Origin of the sequence: Streptomyces sp. NPDC127098 (genome assembly GCF_042722465.1) — a bacterium.
GTDB classification, from domain to species: domain Bacteria; phylum Actinomycetota; class Actinomycetes; order Streptomycetales; family Streptomycetaceae; genus Streptomyces; species Streptomyces millisiae.
Window position 1 is genome coordinate 248,216 of record NZ_JBHXFJ010000003.1, and the last position, 16,321, is coordinate 264,536.

Annotated in this window: 17 protein-coding genes; 5 read left to right on the forward strand and 12 right to left on the reverse strand. The window is 73.4% G+C overall.

The features are described 5' to 3' along the window. Positions 1–65: 65 nt before the first annotated feature. Genes ACFWI8_RS04045 through ACFWI8_RS04055 form a run of 3 tightly spaced genes read right to left on the reverse strand, consistent with a single transcriptional unit; the run spans position 66 to position 1,236 of the window. On the reverse strand, positions 66–458 hold the full coding sequence (locus tag ACFWI8_RS04045; protein WP_387085265.1) for a VOC family protein: 393 nt from the start codon (positions 456–458) through the stop codon (positions 66–68). A gap of 3 nt (positions 459–461) precedes the next feature. Then, positions 462–815: an ArsR/SmtB family transcription factor gene (locus ACFWI8_RS04050; RefSeq protein WP_387085268.1), complete on the reverse strand. Its 354-nt coding sequence runs from the start codon at positions 813–815 to the stop codon at positions 462–464. Next, on the reverse strand, positions 802–1,236 hold the full coding sequence (locus ACFWI8_RS04055; RefSeq protein WP_387085271.1) for an SRPBCC domain-containing protein: 435 nt from the start codon (positions 1,234–1,236) through the stop codon (positions 802–804). Before ACFWI8_RS04055 ends, ACFWI8_RS04050 begins: the two co-directional genes overlap by 14 nt. Positions 1,237–1,384: 148 nt before the next feature. Here ACFWI8_RS04055 and ACFWI8_RS04060 point away from each other — a divergent pair, with 148 nt between their 5' ends. Next, the gene (locus ACFWI8_RS04060) at positions 1,385–2,374 is read left to right on the forward strand and encodes an aldo/keto reductase (protein WP_387085275.1); all 990 of its coding nucleotides are present in this window, start codon (positions 1,385–1,387) and stop codon (positions 2,372–2,374) included. 81 nt (positions 2,375–2,455) lie between these two features. Here the strand turns inward: ACFWI8_RS04060 and ACFWI8_RS04065 are convergent, their stop codons facing one another. After that, on the reverse strand, positions 2,456–2,947 hold the full coding sequence (locus ACFWI8_RS04065) for a hypothetical protein (protein WP_387085278.1): 492 nt from the start codon (positions 2,945–2,947) through the stop codon (positions 2,456–2,458). Between the two features lie 131 nt (positions 2,948–3,078). After that, a complete protein-coding gene (locus tag ACFWI8_RS04070) occupies positions 3,079–3,612 on the reverse strand; it encodes a hypothetical protein (protein WP_387085281.1) in 534 nt (177 codons plus the stop codon). Between the two features lie 110 nt (positions 3,613–3,722). Between ACFWI8_RS04070 and ACFWI8_RS04075 the strand changes: the two genes are divergently transcribed. Further along, the gene (locus tag ACFWI8_RS04075; protein WP_387085284.1) at positions 3,723–4,802 is read left to right on the forward strand and encodes a hypothetical protein; all 1,080 of its coding nucleotides are present in this window, start codon (positions 3,723–3,725) and stop codon (positions 4,800–4,802) included. A 7-nt stretch (positions 4,803–4,809) separates the two neighbouring features. Here ACFWI8_RS04075 and ACFWI8_RS04080 read toward each other — a convergent pair whose 3' ends face one another. Continuing rightward, a complete protein-coding gene (locus ACFWI8_RS04080) occupies positions 4,810–5,568 on the reverse strand; it encodes a TetR/AcrR family transcriptional regulator (RefSeq protein ID WP_387085287.1) in 759 nt (252 codons plus the stop codon). 76 nt (positions 5,569–5,644) lie between these two features. Between ACFWI8_RS04080 and ACFWI8_RS04085 the strand changes: the two genes are divergently transcribed. Together ACFWI8_RS04085 and ACFWI8_RS04090 are read left to right on the forward strand one after the other, a co-directional pair. Further along, positions 5,645–6,649, forward strand: coding sequence for an ATP-binding cassette domain-containing protein (locus tag ACFWI8_RS04085; protein ID WP_387085290.1), 1,005 nt, complete (start codon positions 5,645–5,647; stop codon positions 6,647–6,649). Next, positions 6,646–7,461: an ABC transporter permease gene (locus ACFWI8_RS04090; RefSeq protein ID WP_387085293.1), complete on the forward strand. Its 816-nt coding sequence runs from the start codon at positions 6,646–6,648 to the stop codon at positions 7,459–7,461. The genes ACFWI8_RS04085 and ACFWI8_RS04090 overlap by 4 nt, the downstream gene beginning before the upstream one ends. Positions 7,462–7,671: 210 nt before the next feature. On the opposite strand, the gene serC is transcribed toward ACFWI8_RS04090, so the two are convergent. From serC to ACFWI8_RS04120, 6 genes are all read right to left on the reverse strand, one after another. Continuing rightward, positions 7,672–8,790 (reverse strand): phosphoserine transaminase, encoded by a 1,119-nt coding sequence (gene serC / locus ACFWI8_RS04095; RefSeq protein ID WP_387085296.1) that lies wholly within the window; start codon positions 8,788–8,790, stop codon positions 7,672–7,674. A gap of 81 nt (positions 8,791–8,871) precedes the next feature. Further along, positions 8,872–10,200, reverse strand: a complete 1,329-nt coding sequence (locus tag ACFWI8_RS04100) for a cytochrome P450 (protein WP_387085299.1) — start codon at positions 10,198–10,200, stop codon at positions 8,872–8,874. Continuing rightward, on the reverse strand, positions 10,197–10,832 hold the full coding sequence (locus ACFWI8_RS04105) for an ATP/GTP-binding protein (protein ID WP_387085302.1): 636 nt from the start codon (positions 10,830–10,832) through the stop codon (positions 10,197–10,199). The genes ACFWI8_RS04100 and ACFWI8_RS04105 overlap by 4 nt, the downstream gene beginning before the upstream one ends. After that, positions 10,813–11,169, reverse strand: a complete 357-nt coding sequence (locus ACFWI8_RS04110) for a DUF742 domain-containing protein (RefSeq protein ID WP_387085305.1) — start codon at positions 11,167–11,169, stop codon at positions 10,813–10,815. Before ACFWI8_RS04110 ends, ACFWI8_RS04105 begins: the two co-directional genes overlap by 20 nt. Then, positions 11,166–11,627, reverse strand: a complete 462-nt coding sequence (locus tag ACFWI8_RS04115; RefSeq protein ID WP_311600161.1) for a roadblock/LC7 domain-containing protein — start codon at positions 11,625–11,627, stop codon at positions 11,166–11,168. Before ACFWI8_RS04115 ends, ACFWI8_RS04110 begins: the two co-directional genes overlap by 4 nt. Next, positions 11,624–13,240: a sensor histidine kinase gene (locus ACFWI8_RS04120; RefSeq protein ID WP_387085308.1), complete on the reverse strand. Its 1,617-nt coding sequence runs from the start codon at positions 13,238–13,240 to the stop codon at positions 11,624–11,626. Before ACFWI8_RS04120 ends, ACFWI8_RS04115 begins: the two co-directional genes overlap by 4 nt. Positions 13,241–13,435: 195 nt before the next feature. Here ACFWI8_RS04120 and ACFWI8_RS04125 point away from each other — a divergent pair, with 195 nt between their 5' ends. Continuing rightward, the gene (locus ACFWI8_RS04125; RefSeq protein ID WP_387085311.1) at positions 13,436–16,291 is read left to right on the forward strand and encodes an FAD-binding and (Fe-S)-binding domain-containing protein; all 2,856 of its coding nucleotides are present in this window, start codon (positions 13,436–13,438) and stop codon (positions 16,289–16,291) included. Positions 16,292–16,321: the final 30 nt, after the last annotated feature.

The window sequence follows — 16,321 nt, forward strand, 5'->3', positions numbered from 1 at the left end:
TGGTGGCCTTGCTGGCCGTGGTGGTGCTGGCGGCGGCGCTGGGATAGGCCGCCGCGAGCAGCCGTTCACCAGGCGAAGGCCTCGGGGGACCGGACGATGTGCGGGATGCCGACGGGGTCGCTGATCCAGTGGGCGTTCATTCCGGATGGGAGCGGCTCCAGTTCGTCCCGGGTGGCGACGCCGTGCGCGGCGAGGTGTGCGGTCGCCTGGTCGACGTCGTCGGTGAACAGCTCCAGCCACAGTTCCGCGTGTGAGTAGTTGTCGACCCGGTCGAACCAGAGAGTCACCGGTCCGAACGGCACCGAGGCGCTCTGTGCGACGCCCTCGGTGACGGCCTGGTCGCTCGCGTCGGTCACCTCCATGCCCAGTACGTCGCGGTAGAAGGCGACGGTGCGGTCGAACTGTGCCTTGGGAAGCTTCATGGCGATGTTGTGGCCGCCGCGGAACGTCGGGCTCATGGTTCATTTCTCCTTCGTCTGGTCGAGATGGTCACGCAGGGTGCCCAGGTGGCCGTCCCAGTCGCGCGCGAGCGCGGCGAGGAACGACTGGGCCACGGCCACCGGGCCGGCCTGCAGGCGATAGCGGATTCGGCGCCGCTCCCCGGGCTCGGCCCGGACCAGTCCGGCGGCGGCCAGCAGTCCGAGGTGTTTGGCGATCGCCTGCCGCGAGATGGGCAGCCGGTCGGCGAGGTCGGTCGCGGTCGCCGGACCGCGCGTGGCGAGTTCGGCGAGGATGCCGCGTCGGGTGGGGTCGGCCAGCGCGGTGAAGACTTCCTGGGCGATCGACTCGGCGTCGGGGTGGTCAGGCGGCGGCATCGAGATACTCGGCCAGCTCGGCCAGCTCCGTCCGCCAGCCCGTGACGTTGCCCCGGTATGCGTCGGCCAGGCTGTCGGGCAGCTGGGCGAAGCCGGTCTCCACGACCGTGAGCCGGGTGCCCGCAGGTCCCGGCTCCAGCGTGAACTCCACGTGCGTTCGGCGCGGGTCGGATGGTGGCAGCCCTTCGATCGCCCATGTGTAGGAGAACCGGCGGGGCGGATCGACGATCTGGATCCACAGGGTGTGTTCCTCGCCGTCGTTCCACCGCACCCGGGCCCGGCCGCCGGGGCGCAGGTCGTCGATCGCGGCGCCGGAGCCGAACCAACCACCGAGACCTTCGGGCGTGGTCAGTGCCGTCCACACCTTCTCGGGCGGATGGTGAAGTTCGAGTACGCGTTCGATGCGATCCGGCACGGGCATAATCCGATCCTCCTGTATGGCAACGCTTTGGTTGCCATAAGTTATCGCAAGCAATGGGTTGCGACAAGGCGTCCAGCGGAGACGACTCCTGACGGCGGCACCTGATGCGCTTGCCTGGAGCGGACTCGAAGCAGTTGGCTGGTGGCCCATGAAGTACACGCACCTCGGACGCACCGGACTCAAGGTCAGCCGACTCGTTCTCGGCACGATGAACTTCGGTCCGCAGACAGACGAACCAACCAGCCACGGCATCCTGGACGCCGCTCTCGACGCGGGTCTGAACTTCGTCGACACGGCCAACGTCTACGGGTGGGGCGAGAACAAGGGGCGCACCGAGGAGATCATCGGTACCTGGTTCGCCCAGGGCGGTGGGCGGCGCGACAGGACGGTCCTCGCCACCAAGGTGTACGGGAACATGGCGGGTGACGGAGACGCCTGGCCCAACCACGACAAGCTCTCCGCGGTGAACATCCGCCGGGCCGTCGACGCGTCCCTCAAGCGGCTGCGGACGGACTACATCGACGTCTACCAGTTCCATCACATCGACCGGGCGACACCGTTCGAGGAGATCTGGCAGGCGGTCGACGTCCTGGTGCGGCAGGGCAAGATCCTCTACGCCGGTTCCTCCAACTTCCCCGGCTACAAGATCGCCCAGGCCAACGAGACCGCCGCCCGGCACGGCCGCGTGGGCCTGGTCAGCGAGCAGTGCCTCTACAACCTCGCCGAGCGCCGCGCCGAGATGGAGGTCATTCCGGCCGCGCAGGACTACGGCCTCGGTGTCATCCCCTGGTCCCCCCTGCACGGAGGGCTGCTCGGCGGCGTCCTCAAGAAGGAGGCCACGCAGGGGCGCCGGGCGAGCGGTCGCGCTGCCGACGCGCTCAAGGACACCAGGACGCGCGAGCAGATCCAGGCGTACGAGAACCTCCTCGACGAGCACGGCCTGGAGCCCGGTGAAGCGGCGCTCGCCTGGCTGCTGACCCGCCCCGGCGTCACCGGCCCGATCGTCGGCCCTCGCACGCGGGAGCAGCTTGACTCGGCGCTACGCGCACTGGAGCTGGAGCTGAGCGAGGAAGTGCTGACGTCGCTTGACGAGATCTTCCCCGGCACCGGACCGTCTCCCGAAGCCTTCGCATGGTGAGGTAGCGGGTCCGTACGAGGGGCCGCCGCCTTCTGTTCGCCTTCGATGCGAGGTGGAGGTGGCGGCTTCCCTGACGGTGCCTCAGCCGCGGCGGGCGCGCAGGCCCACGGCGGCGATCGCGCCGAGGCCGACGAGGCCGCCGGCCAGCACCAGCCAGACGCCGACGCCGGCCGAGACGTCGAGGAGCGCGAGCAGTTCGTCAAGCTCCGCGCCCGAGCCGCCGTTCTTCTCGATCTCCGACCGCAGGGCCCGCTCCGGGGAGGCCAGGTTGAGGCCGCCGAGGACGACGAGGGCGAGCGCGGGCAGGCCGGCGACGAGCGTGAGGCGCGTCCTGACGTGCGGGGCGAGGAGGCCGGCGACCAGCCAGCCGAGCATCTTCAACGCGGCGACCAGGGTGTAGACGCCGTCGCCCTTCATGCCGCCGCTGCTCTCGGTCCCGCCGTCGACCTGGACGGTGGAGAACGCCAGGAACGAGCCGGTGACGGCGAGGGCGCCGCCCGCGAGCGCCACCCAGAGGGGCGCGGCGGGCACGCCTGCCGCGCCGCCCCCCGCAGGCGGCACGGTCGGCTGCATGGCTGGTTGGTGTTGTCCTGTGCCAGTCACGTGCAGCGACCGTACGGAGCGGCCCAGGCCGCCGCAACGCGATCGTCCGTTTTGTCGCCCGTTGCTGACAATCCTTCGCGCAATGTCCGCGCGATGCCCGCTCAACCCGTCGGTTCGGAACGGCGTCTTCCGTTGAAGCCCCGGGCGCCCGCGATGACGGCGCCGAGCGCCGCGAGCCCGGCGCCGGCCAGCACGAGCCAGGGGTAGGTGGTGAGCGAGCACTCCACGACGCTGTTCAGGATGGCCTCCGCGCGTTCTCCCGTGGCGCCCAACTCGTCAGCGATGTAGGCGCGGGCGAACCGGTCGGGGTCGGCGAGGGTGCGCAGCGCGAAGCCGACGGCGACCAGCGCGGGGGCCGCGGCGCCCAGCACGATCAGGGCGCGCTTTCCCAGGACGCCGGCCAGCAGGAGCAGCGCGGCGAGCGCCGAGGCGATGAGCGTGTAGACACCGTCGCCGTCCGTCCCGGTGAGCTCAGTGGTGCCCCACTGCTGGTGCTCGACGACCGACCAGTCGAGTAACGAGCCGGATATCGCCAGGATCGAGCCGGCCAGGGCGGCCAGTGTCGGGAGGGTCGGGGGCCGGTCGGTGGCGGCCGGGGCCGCGGTCACCGTGCTCCGGCCGTGTGCGGTAGTCATGGTCAGCGACACTATGGGTTGCGATGCGTGGCCACAAGATCGCGGAGCGCAGTTCGCCACATCGCAACCTGCAATGTCACCGTCACCCGGTCGGATGGCAGGCTTGGGCCATGCCGACCCTGACCGTTCCGCCGGTGACCGCGCCGCGCCGCGCCGTCTCCCTCGCCGCCGGGCTGCTGCTGACCGCCCTCACCCCGGGGATCGCGGTGGCCGCCGAGGACGACGCCGGCGTGCCGCCGTCCGCGTTCACCATCGAGGACCCGCGGATCACCGAGTCCAGCGGTCTCCAGGCCAGCCGGCGCCACCCGGGCGTCTACTGGACCCACAACGACCAGGACGCGGCGGGCCCCAACGTCTACGCCGTGGACTCCGCGACCGGGCAGACGGTCGCCACGGTCACGCTGAGCGGGGTGGAGGGGCGGGACCTGGAGGCCATCTCGATCGGCCCGGACGGCGACCTCTGGGTCGGCGACATCGGGGACAACTTCGACGGCGGCTGGTCGGAGGTGTGGCTCTATCGCTTCCCCGAGCCGGCCGAGCTGGCCGACGCCACGGTGACGCCCACCGTCTACCCCGTCACCTACGCGGACGGGCCGCGCGATGCCGAGGCGCTGATGGTGCATCCGGAGACCGGCCGGGTCTACGTCGTCAGCAAGAAGCAGGACGGCACGGGCGCGCTCTACGCGGCGCCGGGGGAGCTGTCGACCGAAGGCGTCACCACCCTGGAGCGGGTGGCCGACATCGGCCTGTGGGCGACGGACGGGGCGTTCTCGCCCGACGGCACGCGCCTCGTCCTGCGGGGCTACTTCGCGGCCCGCATCTACCGGTGGGAGGACGACGCGCCCGTGCCCGTCGAGCGGAGCGTGTTCCCGCCGGTGCAGCAACAGGGCGAGTCGGTGACCTTCGCCCCGGACGGCCGCACCCTGATGTTCGGCACCGAGGGCGCGGGCAGCGAGGTGGAGCCGGTCGAGCTCTCTGGGGACCTGTTGCCGGACGCCGCGGGCGCGGAGCCGGACGCCGCCGAGGAGGGGCGGGACGACGCGGGCGGCGGGGACGCGGCGACGGACGAGGGGGACGACGGCGCCGAGTCGGGGCTGCTGACCCGGGGCGCGGTGCTGGTCGGCCTCGGCGTGGTCGCGCTGCTCGGGCTGCGTCGGCTGCTGCGCGGCGGCGGGCGGCGCAGGGCCTGACGAGTCGTCAGGCCGACCGCCTCGCCGCGACGAACGCCGCGAAGCCGTCGAGCAGCAGGGCCAGGCCGAAGTCCAGGCCGTACTCGACGCTCTCCTGGGTGAAGGTGTCGTCCTCCAGCGCGAACACCCGGGGGTAGGCGCCGCTGGCCAGCGCCAGCTCCATCACCGGGCCCTGCGCGGCCCAGAACTCCTCCTGGCTCAGCTCCGCGTCCTCGTTGGCCTGGGCGGTCAGCACGTGCTGCCGCGCCAGGCCGCTGACGTACGCGTCGAGCGTGGTGATCAGGCCGATCTTCTCCCGGCTGGTCAGCCCGAGGTCGTCGAGCGCGGACAGCGCGAACTCGAAGTTGGTCAGCGCGTTGGGGCCGAGCAGCGGGCGGGCCCGGTTGACCTGGAGCAGCCAGGGGTGCCGCAGGTAGAGCTGGTAGGTGTTCCGGCCGATGAACTCCAGCGTGGCGCGCCACTCCCTGCCGCGCCACTCCGCCAGGTCGTCCCCCGGCGCCTCGACGTGGTCGAGCATCAGGTCGAGCAGCTCGCTCTTGCCCGGCACGTAGCGGTAGAGCGACATGGTGCCGACGCCGAGCGCGGCGGCCACGTTGCGCATCGACAGGGCCGCGATGCCGTCCCGGTCGGCGAGTTCGACGGCGGCCTCGACGATGCGCTCCAGGGTGAGCCCCGGCTTGGGGCCCCTGGTCGACCGCTCGCGGCCGCGCCACATCAGCTCGAGGCTGCGGCTGATGTCGCCGCGTCCGCTGTGTGCCGATGTCATGGCTGGTCATTGTAGGGCCGCCCCGATCGGGGAAATAAATGGGTACGGCGTACGCGGTAGTGGCTACACTGGCCGCATGCCACCCGTTTCCGAAACCTCCGAGTACTCCGTGATCGCCGAGGGGCTGCGTAAGCGCTACGGCGACAAGACCGCCGTCGACGGCCTCGACCTGCGGGTGCGGCGCGGCACCGTCTGCGGCCTGCTGGGGCCGAACGGCGCGGGCAAGACCACCTCGGTCCGCATGCTGTCCACGCTGGTGCGGCCCGACGGCGGCCGCGCCGAGGTGGGCGGCCACGACGTGGTGCGCCGCCCCGACCTGGTGCGCCGCCGCATCGGGCTCACCGGCCAGCACCCGGCCGTCGACGAGATCCTGACCGCCCGGCAGAACCTCCGCATGTTCGGCCGCCTCTTCCACCTCGGCCACCGGGAGGCCAGGGCGCGGGCCGAGGAACTGCTGGCCCAGTTCAGCCTGGGGGAGGCCGCCGACAAGCAGGTGCGGGGGTTCAGCGGCGGCATGCGGCGCCGGCTCGACCTGGCGGCCAGCATGATCCTCGCGCCCGAGGTGTTGTTCCTCGACGAGCCGACCACGGGCCTCGACCCGCGCGGCCGGCGCGAGGTCTGGGACGCCGTGCGCCGGCTGACCGCCACCGGCACCACCGTGCTGCTGACCACCCACTACCTGGACGAGGCCGACAAGCTCTCGGACTGGATCTGCGTCGTCGACCGGGGCCGCAAGGTCACCGAGGACACCCCGGCCGGGCTCAAGCGCGCGGTCGGCGGGGACCGGATCGAGGTGGTGCTCGCCGACCCGGCCGACCTGCCCGTCACCACCGGGGCCGTGGCCCGGGTGTCCGGCGGCCGGCCACCGGAGACGGACGAGGCCGAGCTGCGGGTGCACGCGCCCGTGACCGACGGCGTGGCCGCCCTGACCGAGGTCGCCTGCACCCTCCAGGAAGCGGGCGCCGCCGTGCTCGACATCGGGCTGCGCCGACCCACCCTCGACGAGGTCTTCCTGCGGCTGACCGGCGACCGGCCGGACGCGGAGACCGACCAGGAGAAGCAGAAGGAGAACGCGGCATGAGCACCGCCATCGAAGGGGACGAGCGCCGCCTCTACTGGGCGTTCGCCGACTGCGGGACGATCGTCCGGCGCGAGCTTGGCCACCTGGTGAAGCAGCCCTCGCTGATCGCCTGGCAGCTGGGCTTCCCGATCGTCTCCGTGCTGCTGTACGTCTACGTCTTCGGCAGCGCCATGGACGTCGGCGGGGGACAGGACTACACGACGTTCGTCATGCCCGGCATGTTCGCCATGACCATGGCCTTCGGCTTCATGAACACGGCGGTGGCGGTGACGGTCGAGAAGGACCGCGGCGTGATCGACCGCTTCCGGTCGATGCCGATGGCCCGCTCCGCCGTCGTCGCGGGGCGCGGGGTGGCCGACGTGCTGCACGCCGGCATCGACCTCGCCGTGATGGCGCTGATCGCGCTCGCCATCGGCTGGCGCTCGGACGGCACGCTCGTCGAGACCGGCTACGCCTTCCTGCTGCTGCTCCTGCTGCGGTTCGCGCTGATCTGGATCGGCGTCTACCTCGGGCTGCTGGTGCCCAACCAGGAGGCGGCCGGCAACCTGTTCGCCGTCGCCTTCCCGTTCGGCATGATCTCCAGCGTCTTCACGCCGCCCTCGCTGATGCCGGACTGGCTGGGCGCCGTCGCCATGTGGAACCCGGTCTCCTCCACGGCCACGGCCGTCCGCGAGCTCTTCGGGCTGCCGTCCACGGCCGGCGACAGCTGGATAGAACAGCACGCGCTGCTGATGTCCCTGGTCTGGCCGCTGGCCATCACGGCCGTCTTCCTGCCGCTCGCCGTCCGCCGCTACCAGGCGCTGGGGAGGTGAGCGGCACGGGCCGGCGGCGCGCGCCGCCGGCCCGTTTCGCACGCCAGGCCCTGTCCGGGCGATCTTCTTCGGGCCCGCGACGCCATACACGGCACCTCGCTGCGTTACCGAATCGCGCGAATACGGCCAAGTATGAGCTGCGATCCGGTGCCTTGCGATGCACCGCGTCTGACGCCGCGGGCTGATCCTCGAAGATCGCCCGGACAGGACCTAGAGGCGCTCGATGACGTGGTCGACGCAGCGGGTCAGGGCCTCCACGTCGGCGGGGTCGACCGCCGGGAACATCGCGATGCGCAGCTGGTTGCGGCCCAGCTTGCGGTACGGCTCGGTGTCCACGATGCCGTTGGCGCGCAGGACCTTGGCGACCGCCGCCGCGTCCACGCCGTCCGCGAAGTCGATGGTGCCCACGACCTGCGAGCGCTGGGCCGGGTCGGTCACGAACGGGGACGCGTACTCGGCCTTCTCCGCCCAGCCGTAGAGCCGGGACGCCGAGTCGGCGGTGCGCTCGGTGGCCCAGGACAGGCCGCCCTGGCCGTTGATCCACTCCAGCTGCTCGTTCAGCAGGAACAGCGTGGCCAGCGCCGGGGTGTTGTAGGTCTGGTTCTTCCGCGAGTTGTCGATGGCGGTGGTCAGCGAGAAGAACTCGGGGATGTGCCGGCCGGAGGCCGCGATCCGCTCCGCCCTGGCGACCGCCGCCGGCGAGAACACCGCCACCCACAGGCCGCCGTCCGCCGCGAAGGACTTCTGCGGGGCGAAGTAGTAGACGTCGGTCTCGGTGATGTCGACCGGCAGGCCGCCGGCGCCCGAGGTGGCGTCCACCAGCACCAGCGAGCCCTCGTCGGCGCCCGGCACCCGGCGGATCGGGGCGGACACGCCGGTGGAGGTCTCGTTGTGGGTCAGGCCGTAGGCGTCGGCGCCGCGCTCGGCTCGCGGCTGCGGGTGGGTGCCGGGCGTGGCCGTGATGACCGTCGGCTCGTCGAGCCAGGGCGCCTTGCTGGCGGCCTTGGCGAACTTCGAGGAGAACTCCCCGAAGGAGAGGTGCTGCGACTTGGCCTCGATCAGGCCGTGCGTCGCGACGTCCCAGAAGGCGGTGGAGCCGCCGTTGCCCAGCACGACCTCGTACTCCTCGGGCAGCGAGAACAGCTCGCGCACCCCGGCGCGCACCCTGCCGACCAGGTCCTTGACGGGGGCCTGACGGTGGGAGGTGCCGAGCAGGGAGCTCCCGGTCGCGGCCAGGGCGCTCAGCGCCTCGGTGCGCACCTTGGAGGGGCCGGAACCGAACCGGCCGTCGGCGGGCTTGATGTCAGCGGGAATCTGGATATCGGCCACGGCCGGAGCGTAGCCCCTCCGGCGCCGGTACCGCACATCTGGTGTACCTCGGCAGCCTGACCCCCGCCCCGGGCCCGGGGATCAGCGCCGTCCGACCACCGGGGCGAAGCGGGTCGGCAGCGCGTCGAGGCCACGCAGCCACGACGACGGCCGGTAGGTCAACTCCTCGGTGGCGACGGCGAGTTCGATGTCCGGGAGGCGGTCGAGCAGCACCTCGGCGCCGGTCCGCGTGACGGTCTCGGCGATCTCCTGGGCCGGGAACGGGCAGCGGCGATCGCCGTGCCCGAAGGAGAGGTAGGCGCTGTTCGCGGGGCCGCCGGCGACCGGCTCCGGCACCGGCTCCGGGTCGGGCTCGCTGACGAGCCCGGAGAGGCCGTAGAGCGCGGCCGCCGTGGCCACCGGGGCGCTGGTGCCGTGCACCAGCGGGTCGCCGTTGGCGCCCTGGAGGCCGAGCAGCAGCAGGTCGCCGGCGCGCACCTGGCGCGGGCCGAGCCGGACGTCGCGGGTGGCCCAGCGGCCCACCACCGTCTGCGTCGGGGTGTCCCGCCACAGCACCTCGTTCATCGCCCGCTCCACGCCGAACCGGCCGCCGGCGTCCGAGGCGGCGTAGCGGGCGTCGGTCAGCATCAGCCGCAGCGTGTTGCCGAGCCAGTCGGCGGTCGGCAGGTGGCCGGCGGCGAACAGCACCGCCAGATCTTCGGCCAACACCGTTTCGGCCAGCTCTCCCTCGCCCGCCCCCGGTGAGGCGGCCAGCACCCGGGACGGCACGTCGGCGCCGGGCTCCTCGCGCCGGGCGGTGAGCAGCCGCCGCATGGTCTCGACGAGCAGGCCGCGCGCCCGGTTGGCGGCCGCGCCGCCCGCCATGCCCTGCCGGAGCGCGTCGCCGAGCTCGGGCGCCTCGTCCGCCGGCAGCCCGAAGAGCTCGGCCAGCACGAGGAACGGCAGCCGGGCCGTGTAGGCGGCGACCAGGTCGGCCCGGCCATCGAGGCCGAAGCCGTCGACCAGCGCGTCGGCGATCCGCTCGGCGTGCCGGCGCAGCTCGCCCGGCTCCACGGCCTCCAGCGCGTCGCTGAGCACGGTGGCGCGCCGGGCGTGCGCCGTGCCGACCGTGTGCAGCAGGGACGCGCCGCGCGGCGCGATGAGCGGCAGCAGCGGCCAGTCGGCCGGCACGCTCGCCCACTGGTTCCAGCGGGCCGGATCCCTGGTGTAGGTGTCGGCGTCGCCGCTGACCCGGTGCACCTCGCGGTAGCCGATGACCAGCCAGGCCGGGATGTCCGAGGGCAGCAGCACCGGGACCACCGAGCCGTGCCGGTGCCGCAGCTCGCGGTAGAGGGGGACCGGATCGGTGTGGAAGCGGTCCGTGTCCAGCGGCACCGCGTCCGGGGCCAGGGGGCGGGCCGGCACGGTCACCTGGCGGCCCCCCGGGCGCCGACGGCGCCGCCCGCCCGGGCCGTGGAGAGCCGGTGCAGGTGGCTGACCAGCTCGATCAGCACGCTCTTGCTCGACGCGCGGGACCTGGCGTCGCAGTCGATCAGCGGCACGTCCGCCGGCAGGTCGAGGGCGTCGCGGATCTGCTCGTGGGTGTGGGACGGGCCGCCGAAGTCGTTGTGCGCCACGATGAACGGGGTGCCGTGGTGCTCCAGGCGGTCGATCGCGTACCAGGAGTCCTGGAGCCGCCGGGTGTCGACCAGCACCACCGCGCCGAGTGTGCCGGAGAACAGCCGGTCCCACAGGAACCAGAACCGCTCCTGCCCCGGCGCGCCGAACAGGTAGAGCACCGTCTGCTCGTTGAGGCTGATGCGCCCGAAGTCGAAGGCGACGGTGGTGGAGGTCTTGCCGCTGACGCCGGTCAGGTCGTCCACCTCCCGCCCGGCCCTGGTCATGATCTCCTCCGTGTTCAGCGGCCGGATGTCGCTGACGGAGCGGACCATGGTGGTCTTGCCGACGCCGAAGCCGCCGACGATCACGATCTTCAGCCCGTTGCTCGCCTGGCTGCCCAGGTGGGTGCGCACGGCGGGGCGGTCAGAGGTTGCGGAGTCCAACGAGCACCTGCTCAAGGAGATGGGAGTCGGGAAGTCCGTCGGCCCGGGCGGCGACGGCACGGGGGTGGCGGGCGCTGATCAGGCCCTGTTCGAGCAGGTCGCTCAGCATGATGCGGACGATGGTGACCGGCAGCCTGAGCTCGGCCGCCACCTCCACCACGGCGGTGGGGTAGCGGCACATCCGCAGGATCCGCCGGTGCTCCGACTGCATGCCGGGCACCGGCTCGGACTCACTCACCACGAGCGTGACCAGGTCGAACTCGTCCGAAGCCCGGCTGCGGCCCCTGGTGAGGGTGTACAGCCGGTCGGGATCCTCGTCCCGGCCCCGCCGGCTCATGCCGATTCGCCGCCCTCGGCGGCGTGCCGCGGCGGAGCGCTCAGGTGCTCGCCGAGCTGCTCGACGAGCTCGCTCATGTTGTGGCCGATGAGCCCGACGTCGGCGTCCTCGTCGGCGACGATCGCCAGGTGGGCGCCGTCGCCGGCCTCCACGATGAACAGGATCCCGCCGTAGAACTCGGTCATGGACTGCCGGACGCCGCCCGTGCCGTCGCCGAACTCGATGGAGGCGCCGTGCGAGAGGCTCTGGATGCCGGCCGAGATGGCGGCCAGCTGGTCCGCCTGGTCCTCGGACAGCTCCGGGGTGCGACAGAGCTTGAGGCCGTCCCTGGAGAGGACGAGCGCGTGCCGGGCGCCCGGCGTGCGGCTCAGGAGGTTCTCCAGCAGCCAGTCCAGCTTGTCGTCCGCGGCGCCGGTGCCCGTCGCGTTCTGGTGGGCCCCCGTGGATGGAGCGGTCATGGGGTGTCGTCCTCCGGTTGGGCGGTGTTGGCGGTGGGAGCGGAAGGCGTGGGGGAGTCGGCTGGGGGAGTAGCTGTCTGGTCGGCGCCGGGGGCCTGGGCTCGGGCCTGGGGCTGTCCCTGGCTCTGTCCCTGGCCCTGCTTCTGGACGGCCTGGCGGAAGGTGCGGAAGCGGGTGCCCGACTCGGCGGGCGGCGGGGTCCCATGGCCGGCGTCCCGCGGCCGGTCGAGGCCCTGCGGATGTGCCTTGGCCAGGGTCCGGCCGCGGCGGCGCTTGGGCAGCCCCGCCTCGTTGAGCTGGGGGAATTCGCCGGTCTCGGTGGGGTCGCCGCCGTCCCCTGCGGGCGCGTGCTCGGCGGTGGGGCGCGGCTCGGCGCGGCCGCCGGCGGTCGCCAGGGCCACGGCCCCGCCCGGGGCCGCCGGCGCCTTCGCGTCCTGCGGGGTGCCGTCGCCCGAGGGGCGCAGCCGGACGGTGCGGGCCGGCCGGGTGGTGCCGCTGTCGGCGTCGTCGATGCGCTCCGTCCTGGGCCGGGTGATCAGGTCCTGCGGGATCATCAGCAGCGCACCCGTGCCGCCGCGCGCGGACGGCCGGAAGGAGACCGAGAGGCCGTGCTTGCGGGCCAGCACGCCCACCACGGCAAGGCCGAGGCGAGTGCCGGAGAGGGTCGTCAGGTCGAGCGCCTCGCTGGAGACGGCCCGCTCGGCGCGGCGCAGCGCCACCTCGCTCATCACCAGGCCGCTGTCCTCCACGGTGATGACGACGCCGGCCGGCACCTCCTCCGCGTAGACGTGCACCTCGGAGTTGGGCGGCGAGAAGTTGGCCGCGTTGTCCATCAGTTCGGCGAGCGCGTGCATCACGCCCTCGGCGGCGTGGCCCGCGACGGCGACGCCGACCGCCGAGTGCAGCCTGACCCGCTGGTAGCCGCCGATCCGGCCCATCGCGCCGCGCAGGATGCTCTCCATCACGATCGGCTTGCCCCACCGGCGGCCCGACCTGGCGCCGGTGAGCACCGCGATGCTGTCGGCGAGCCGGCCGGCCTGGGCGGTGCGGTGGTCGAGGTGCAGCAGGTCCTCGAGCACGTCCTCGTCGGTGTGCCGGTGCTCCATCTCGCGCAGGCTGGCCAGCATGCTGGTGGCCAGCGCCTGCATGCGGCCCGCAGCGTTGGCGCAGGCGGCCATGGCGGCGGCCTTGGTGGCCTCGCCGCGGGCGATCTCCTCGGCCATGGTGCGCAGCACGCGCTGCGTGTGCGCGTCGGCCGGCCGCTCGACGGCGGCGATCGCGGTCTCGGCCGAGGCCCCGCCGCGCAGCCGCTCCACCAGGCGGGGCACCGAGGTGTCGACGAAGCGGGCCACGGCGCGCTCGTGGGCCTCCACCCGCTCCCGCAGCGATCGGTACCTGCCGGCCTGCACGGCCGCGGTGACCACGGCCGCGCACAGCGCGAGCGCCGCGAGGCCGCCGCCGGCGGCCACCGGGGTGCGGAACGAGTCGGGGGCCGCGGCGAGGGCGGCGGCCCAGGCGGCGCCGGCGACGGCGGCCGAACCGAGCAGGGCGATCACTATCGGCCGCAGCGGGGGGCGCACCGCCCGGTGGTGCGGAGGTATGTGCGCTGTCATGAGCCGGTGACCTCGCTGACGGGGGGCCTGTTCAATTCGCCCACACTATAGGTGACTTCTCACCCCCGGATGAGAAGCTCGGTATGGAACTGATATGGAGACCGTTTCGACGTCGCGTGCCGTTTCTGTGTGGTCGACGCGTGTTTCCCTCCGTTGACGATCGATTCCCGCCGGCTCAGCGGGCAGGCTGTGCTCATGCGTGATCAATCGGGACAAGTACGGGGACGGGACGGATCGGCGTCGGCGACGGAGCTGGCGGCGGCGCTGCGCGCCACCGTGCGCGGCGAGGTCGAGTTCGACGCGGCCGGCCGGGCGCTGGTCACCATGGACGCCTCCAACTACCGGCGGGTGCCGGTCGGCGTCGTCGCCCCGCGGGACGCCGACGACGTGGCCGCGGCGCTCGCCGTCTGCCGCGCGCACGGCACCCCCGTGGTGCCCAGGGGCGGCGGCACCAGCATCGCGGGGCAGGCCACCGGCACCGGCGTCGTCCTCGACTTCACCCGCCACATGGACCAGGTGCTGGCCATCGACCCGGAGGCCCGCACCGCCGTCGTCCAACCCGGCGTCGTCTGCGACACGTTGCGCGACGCCGCCGCCCCGCACGGCCTGACCTTCGGCCCCGACCCCTCGACGCACAGCCGCTGCACCATCGGCGGCATGATCGGCAACAACGCCTGCGGCTCGCACTCCGTCGCCTGGGGCACCACCGCCGACAACACCCTTGCCCTCGACGTCCTCACCTACCGCGGCGACGCCGCCCGCCTGGACCGCGGCGGGCAGGGGGTGCCGGTGCCGCTGCGCTCGGCCGTCGAGTCGCTGGTCGCCGACCGGCTCGCGCTGCTGCGCACCGGCTACCCCGAGCTGCCCCGCCGCATCTCCGGCTACGCGCTCGACGAACTGCTGCCGGAGAAGGGCCGTGACTGGGCCCGCGCCTTCACCGGCAGCGAGGGCACGCTCGGCGTGCTCACCGCCGCCACCGTGCGCCTGGTGCCGTCCCCGGCGGCGCGGGCGCTGGCGGTGCTCGGCTACCCGGACGAGTCGGCCGCCGCCGAGGCGGCCTCCGGACTGCTCGGCCTCGGGCCGCTGACCGTCGAGGGCATGGCCGCCGACCTGGTCGACGAGCACGCGCTCACCGTGCTGCCGGCCGGCGGCGCCTGGCTGTTCGTCGAGACCGGCGGCGCCGACCGGGCCGAGGCGACCGCCGCGGCCGAGGCCGTCTGCCGCGCCGCGGGATCCTCGCTCACCGGCCGCACCGTGGTGGCGGACCCGGCCGGGCAACGGGTGCTGTGGCGGGTCCGGGAGGACGCCTCCGGCACCGCCACCAGGCTGCCGGACGGCGGCGAGGCCTGGCCAGGATGGGAGGACTGCGCCGTGCCGCCGGCCAGGCTCGGCCCCTACCTCCGCGAGTTCCGCGGCCTGCTGCGCGACCACGGGCTGCGCGGCGCGCCCTACGGCCACTTCGGCGACGGCTGCATCCACATCCGCATCGACTTCGACCTGCTGACCACCGAGGGCGTCGCGCGGTTCCGGGAGTTCAGCGTCGAGCTGGCCGACCTGGTGACAGAGCACGGCGGCTCGCTCTCCGGCGAACACGGCGACGGGCTGGCCCGCGCCGAACTCCTGCCCCGCATGTACGGGCCAGAACTGGTCGACACCTTCGGCGAGTTCAAGGACCTGTGGGACCCGGACGGCGCGCTCAACCCGGGCGTGCTGGCCCGCCCCGAACCGCTCGACGCCAACCTCCGCTTCACCGGACTCCCGGTGAAGCCAGGCCCGTTGGCCTTCTCCTACCCCGACGACGGCGGCGACTTCTCGGCGGCCGTCCGGCGCTGCGTCGGCGTCGCCCGCTGCCGCGTCACGACACCGGGCGCCGACGTGATGTGCCCGTCGTTCCGTGCCACCCGCGACGAGACGCACTCCACCAGGGGCCGGGCCAGGCTGCTGCACGAGATGCTGCTCGGCGAGGTCGTCACGGACGGCTGGCGCTCGACCGAGGTGCGGGACGCGCTCGACCTGTGCCTGTCCTGCAAGGGCTGCCGCAGCGACTGCCCGGTCGGCGTCGACATGGCCACCTACAAGGCGGAGTTCCTGCACCACCACTACGCCGGCCGGCTCCGCCCCGCCTCGCACTACGCGCTCGGCCGCCTCCCGAGGTGGCTCGACCTCGTCTCCGCGGCACGTCTCGCGCCGTTGGCCAACGCGGCCGTCGGGATCGGCCCGCTCGCCACCCTCGCCAAACGCCTCGCCGGCATCGCCCAGGAACGCGCCATCCCGCCGCTGCCGACCACGTCGTTCACCCGCGGCTGGCGGCCGGAGCCGGCCGCCTCGGGGCGGCCCGTCCTCCTCTTCCCCGACACCTTCACCAACCACCTCGCCCCCTCGGCGGGACACGCCGCCGCGACCGTCCTCTCGGCCGCCGGCCTCCGCCCCACCGTGCCGCGGCGGGCGGTCTGCTGCGGGCTCACCTACGTCACCACGGGACAACTCGACCAGGCCCGCGCGGTGATGCGCCGCACCCTGTCCCGGCTCGCACCGGCCCTCGCCGGTGAACTCCCCGTCACGGTGCTGGAACCACCGTGCGCGGCGGCGCTCCGCACCGACCTCCCCGAGCTCCTCCCCGACGACCCCCGCGCCGCCCGACTCGCCTCCCTGGTCCGCACGTTCGCCGAGACGCTGGAGCAGTACGCCCCGGACTGGGAGCCGCCGCGCCTCGACCGCCCGGTCGTCGGCCAGACCCACTGCCACCAACACGCGGTCCTCGGCGACGCCCCCGACCGCCGGCTCCGCGAACGCGCCGGCCTGGTCGGCGACCTGTCCGCCGGCTGCTGCGGCCTCGCGGGCAACTTCGGCTTCGAGAAGGGCCACTACGACGTCTCCGTCGCCTGCGCCGAGGACCACCTGCTCCCCGCACTCCGCTCCGCCCCACCCCACGCGACGGTCCTCGCCGACGGCTACTCCTGCCGCACCCAACTCACCCACCTCGCCCCGGAACACCACCCGGTCCACCTGGCGGAGGCACTGGCCGCGGCGCTGCGAGACCGCTCGCGCTGAAGCCGGGCGGCGCGGCGCGCCACGCCTCGC

Coding starts and splice junctions, on each gene's coding strand:
- ACFWI8_RS04055 (WP_387085271.1), bottom strand. CDS start 1,236: ATGCCCGTGCCGGATCGCATCGAACGCGTACTCGAACTTCACCATCCG.
- ACFWI8_RS04075 (WP_387085284.1), top strand. CDS start 3,723: ATGCCGACCCTGACCGTTCCGCCGGTGACCGCGCCGCGCCGCGCCGTC.
- ACFWI8_RS04125 (WP_387085311.1), top strand. CDS start 13,436: ATGCGTGATCAATCGGGACAAGTACGGGGACGGGACGGATCGGCGTCG.
- ACFWI8_RS04070 (WP_387085281.1), bottom strand. CDS start 3,612: ATGACTACCGCACACGGCCGGAGCACGGTGACCGCGGCCCCGGCCGCC.
- ACFWI8_RS04060 (WP_387085275.1), top strand. CDS start 1,385: ATGAAGTACACGCACCTCGGACGCACCGGACTCAAGGTCAGCCGACTC.
- ACFWI8_RS04065 (WP_387085278.1), bottom strand. CDS start 2,947: ATGCAGCCGACCGTGCCGCCTGCGGGGGGCGGCGCGGCAGGCGTGCCC.
- ACFWI8_RS04110 (WP_387085305.1), bottom strand. CDS start 11,169: ATGAGCCGGCGGGGCCGGGACGAGGATCCCGACCGGCTGTACACCCTC.
- ACFWI8_RS04115 (WP_311600161.1), bottom strand. CDS start 11,627: ATGACCGCTCCATCCACGGGGGCCCACCAGAACGCGACGGGCACCGGC.
- ACFWI8_RS04120 (WP_387085308.1), bottom strand. CDS start 13,240: ATGACAGCGCACATACCTCCGCACCACCGGGCGGTGCGCCCCCCGCTG.
- ACFWI8_RS04085 (WP_387085290.1), top strand. CDS start 5,645: ATGCCACCCGTTTCCGAAACCTCCGAGTACTCCGTGATCGCCGAGGGG.
- ACFWI8_RS04080 (WP_387085287.1), bottom strand. CDS start 5,568: ATGACATCGGCACACAGCGGACGCGGCGACATCAGCCGCAGCCTCGAG.
- ACFWI8_RS04090 (WP_387085293.1), top strand. CDS start 6,646: ATGAGCACCGCCATCGAAGGGGACGAGCGCCGCCTCTACTGGGCGTTC.
- ACFWI8_RS04045 (WP_387085265.1), bottom strand. CDS start 458: ATGAGCCCGACGTTCCGCGGCGGCCACAACATCGCCATGAAGCTTCCC.
- ACFWI8_RS04050 (WP_387085268.1), bottom strand. CDS start 815: ATGCCGCCGCCTGACCACCCCGACGCCGAGTCGATCGCCCAGGAAGTC.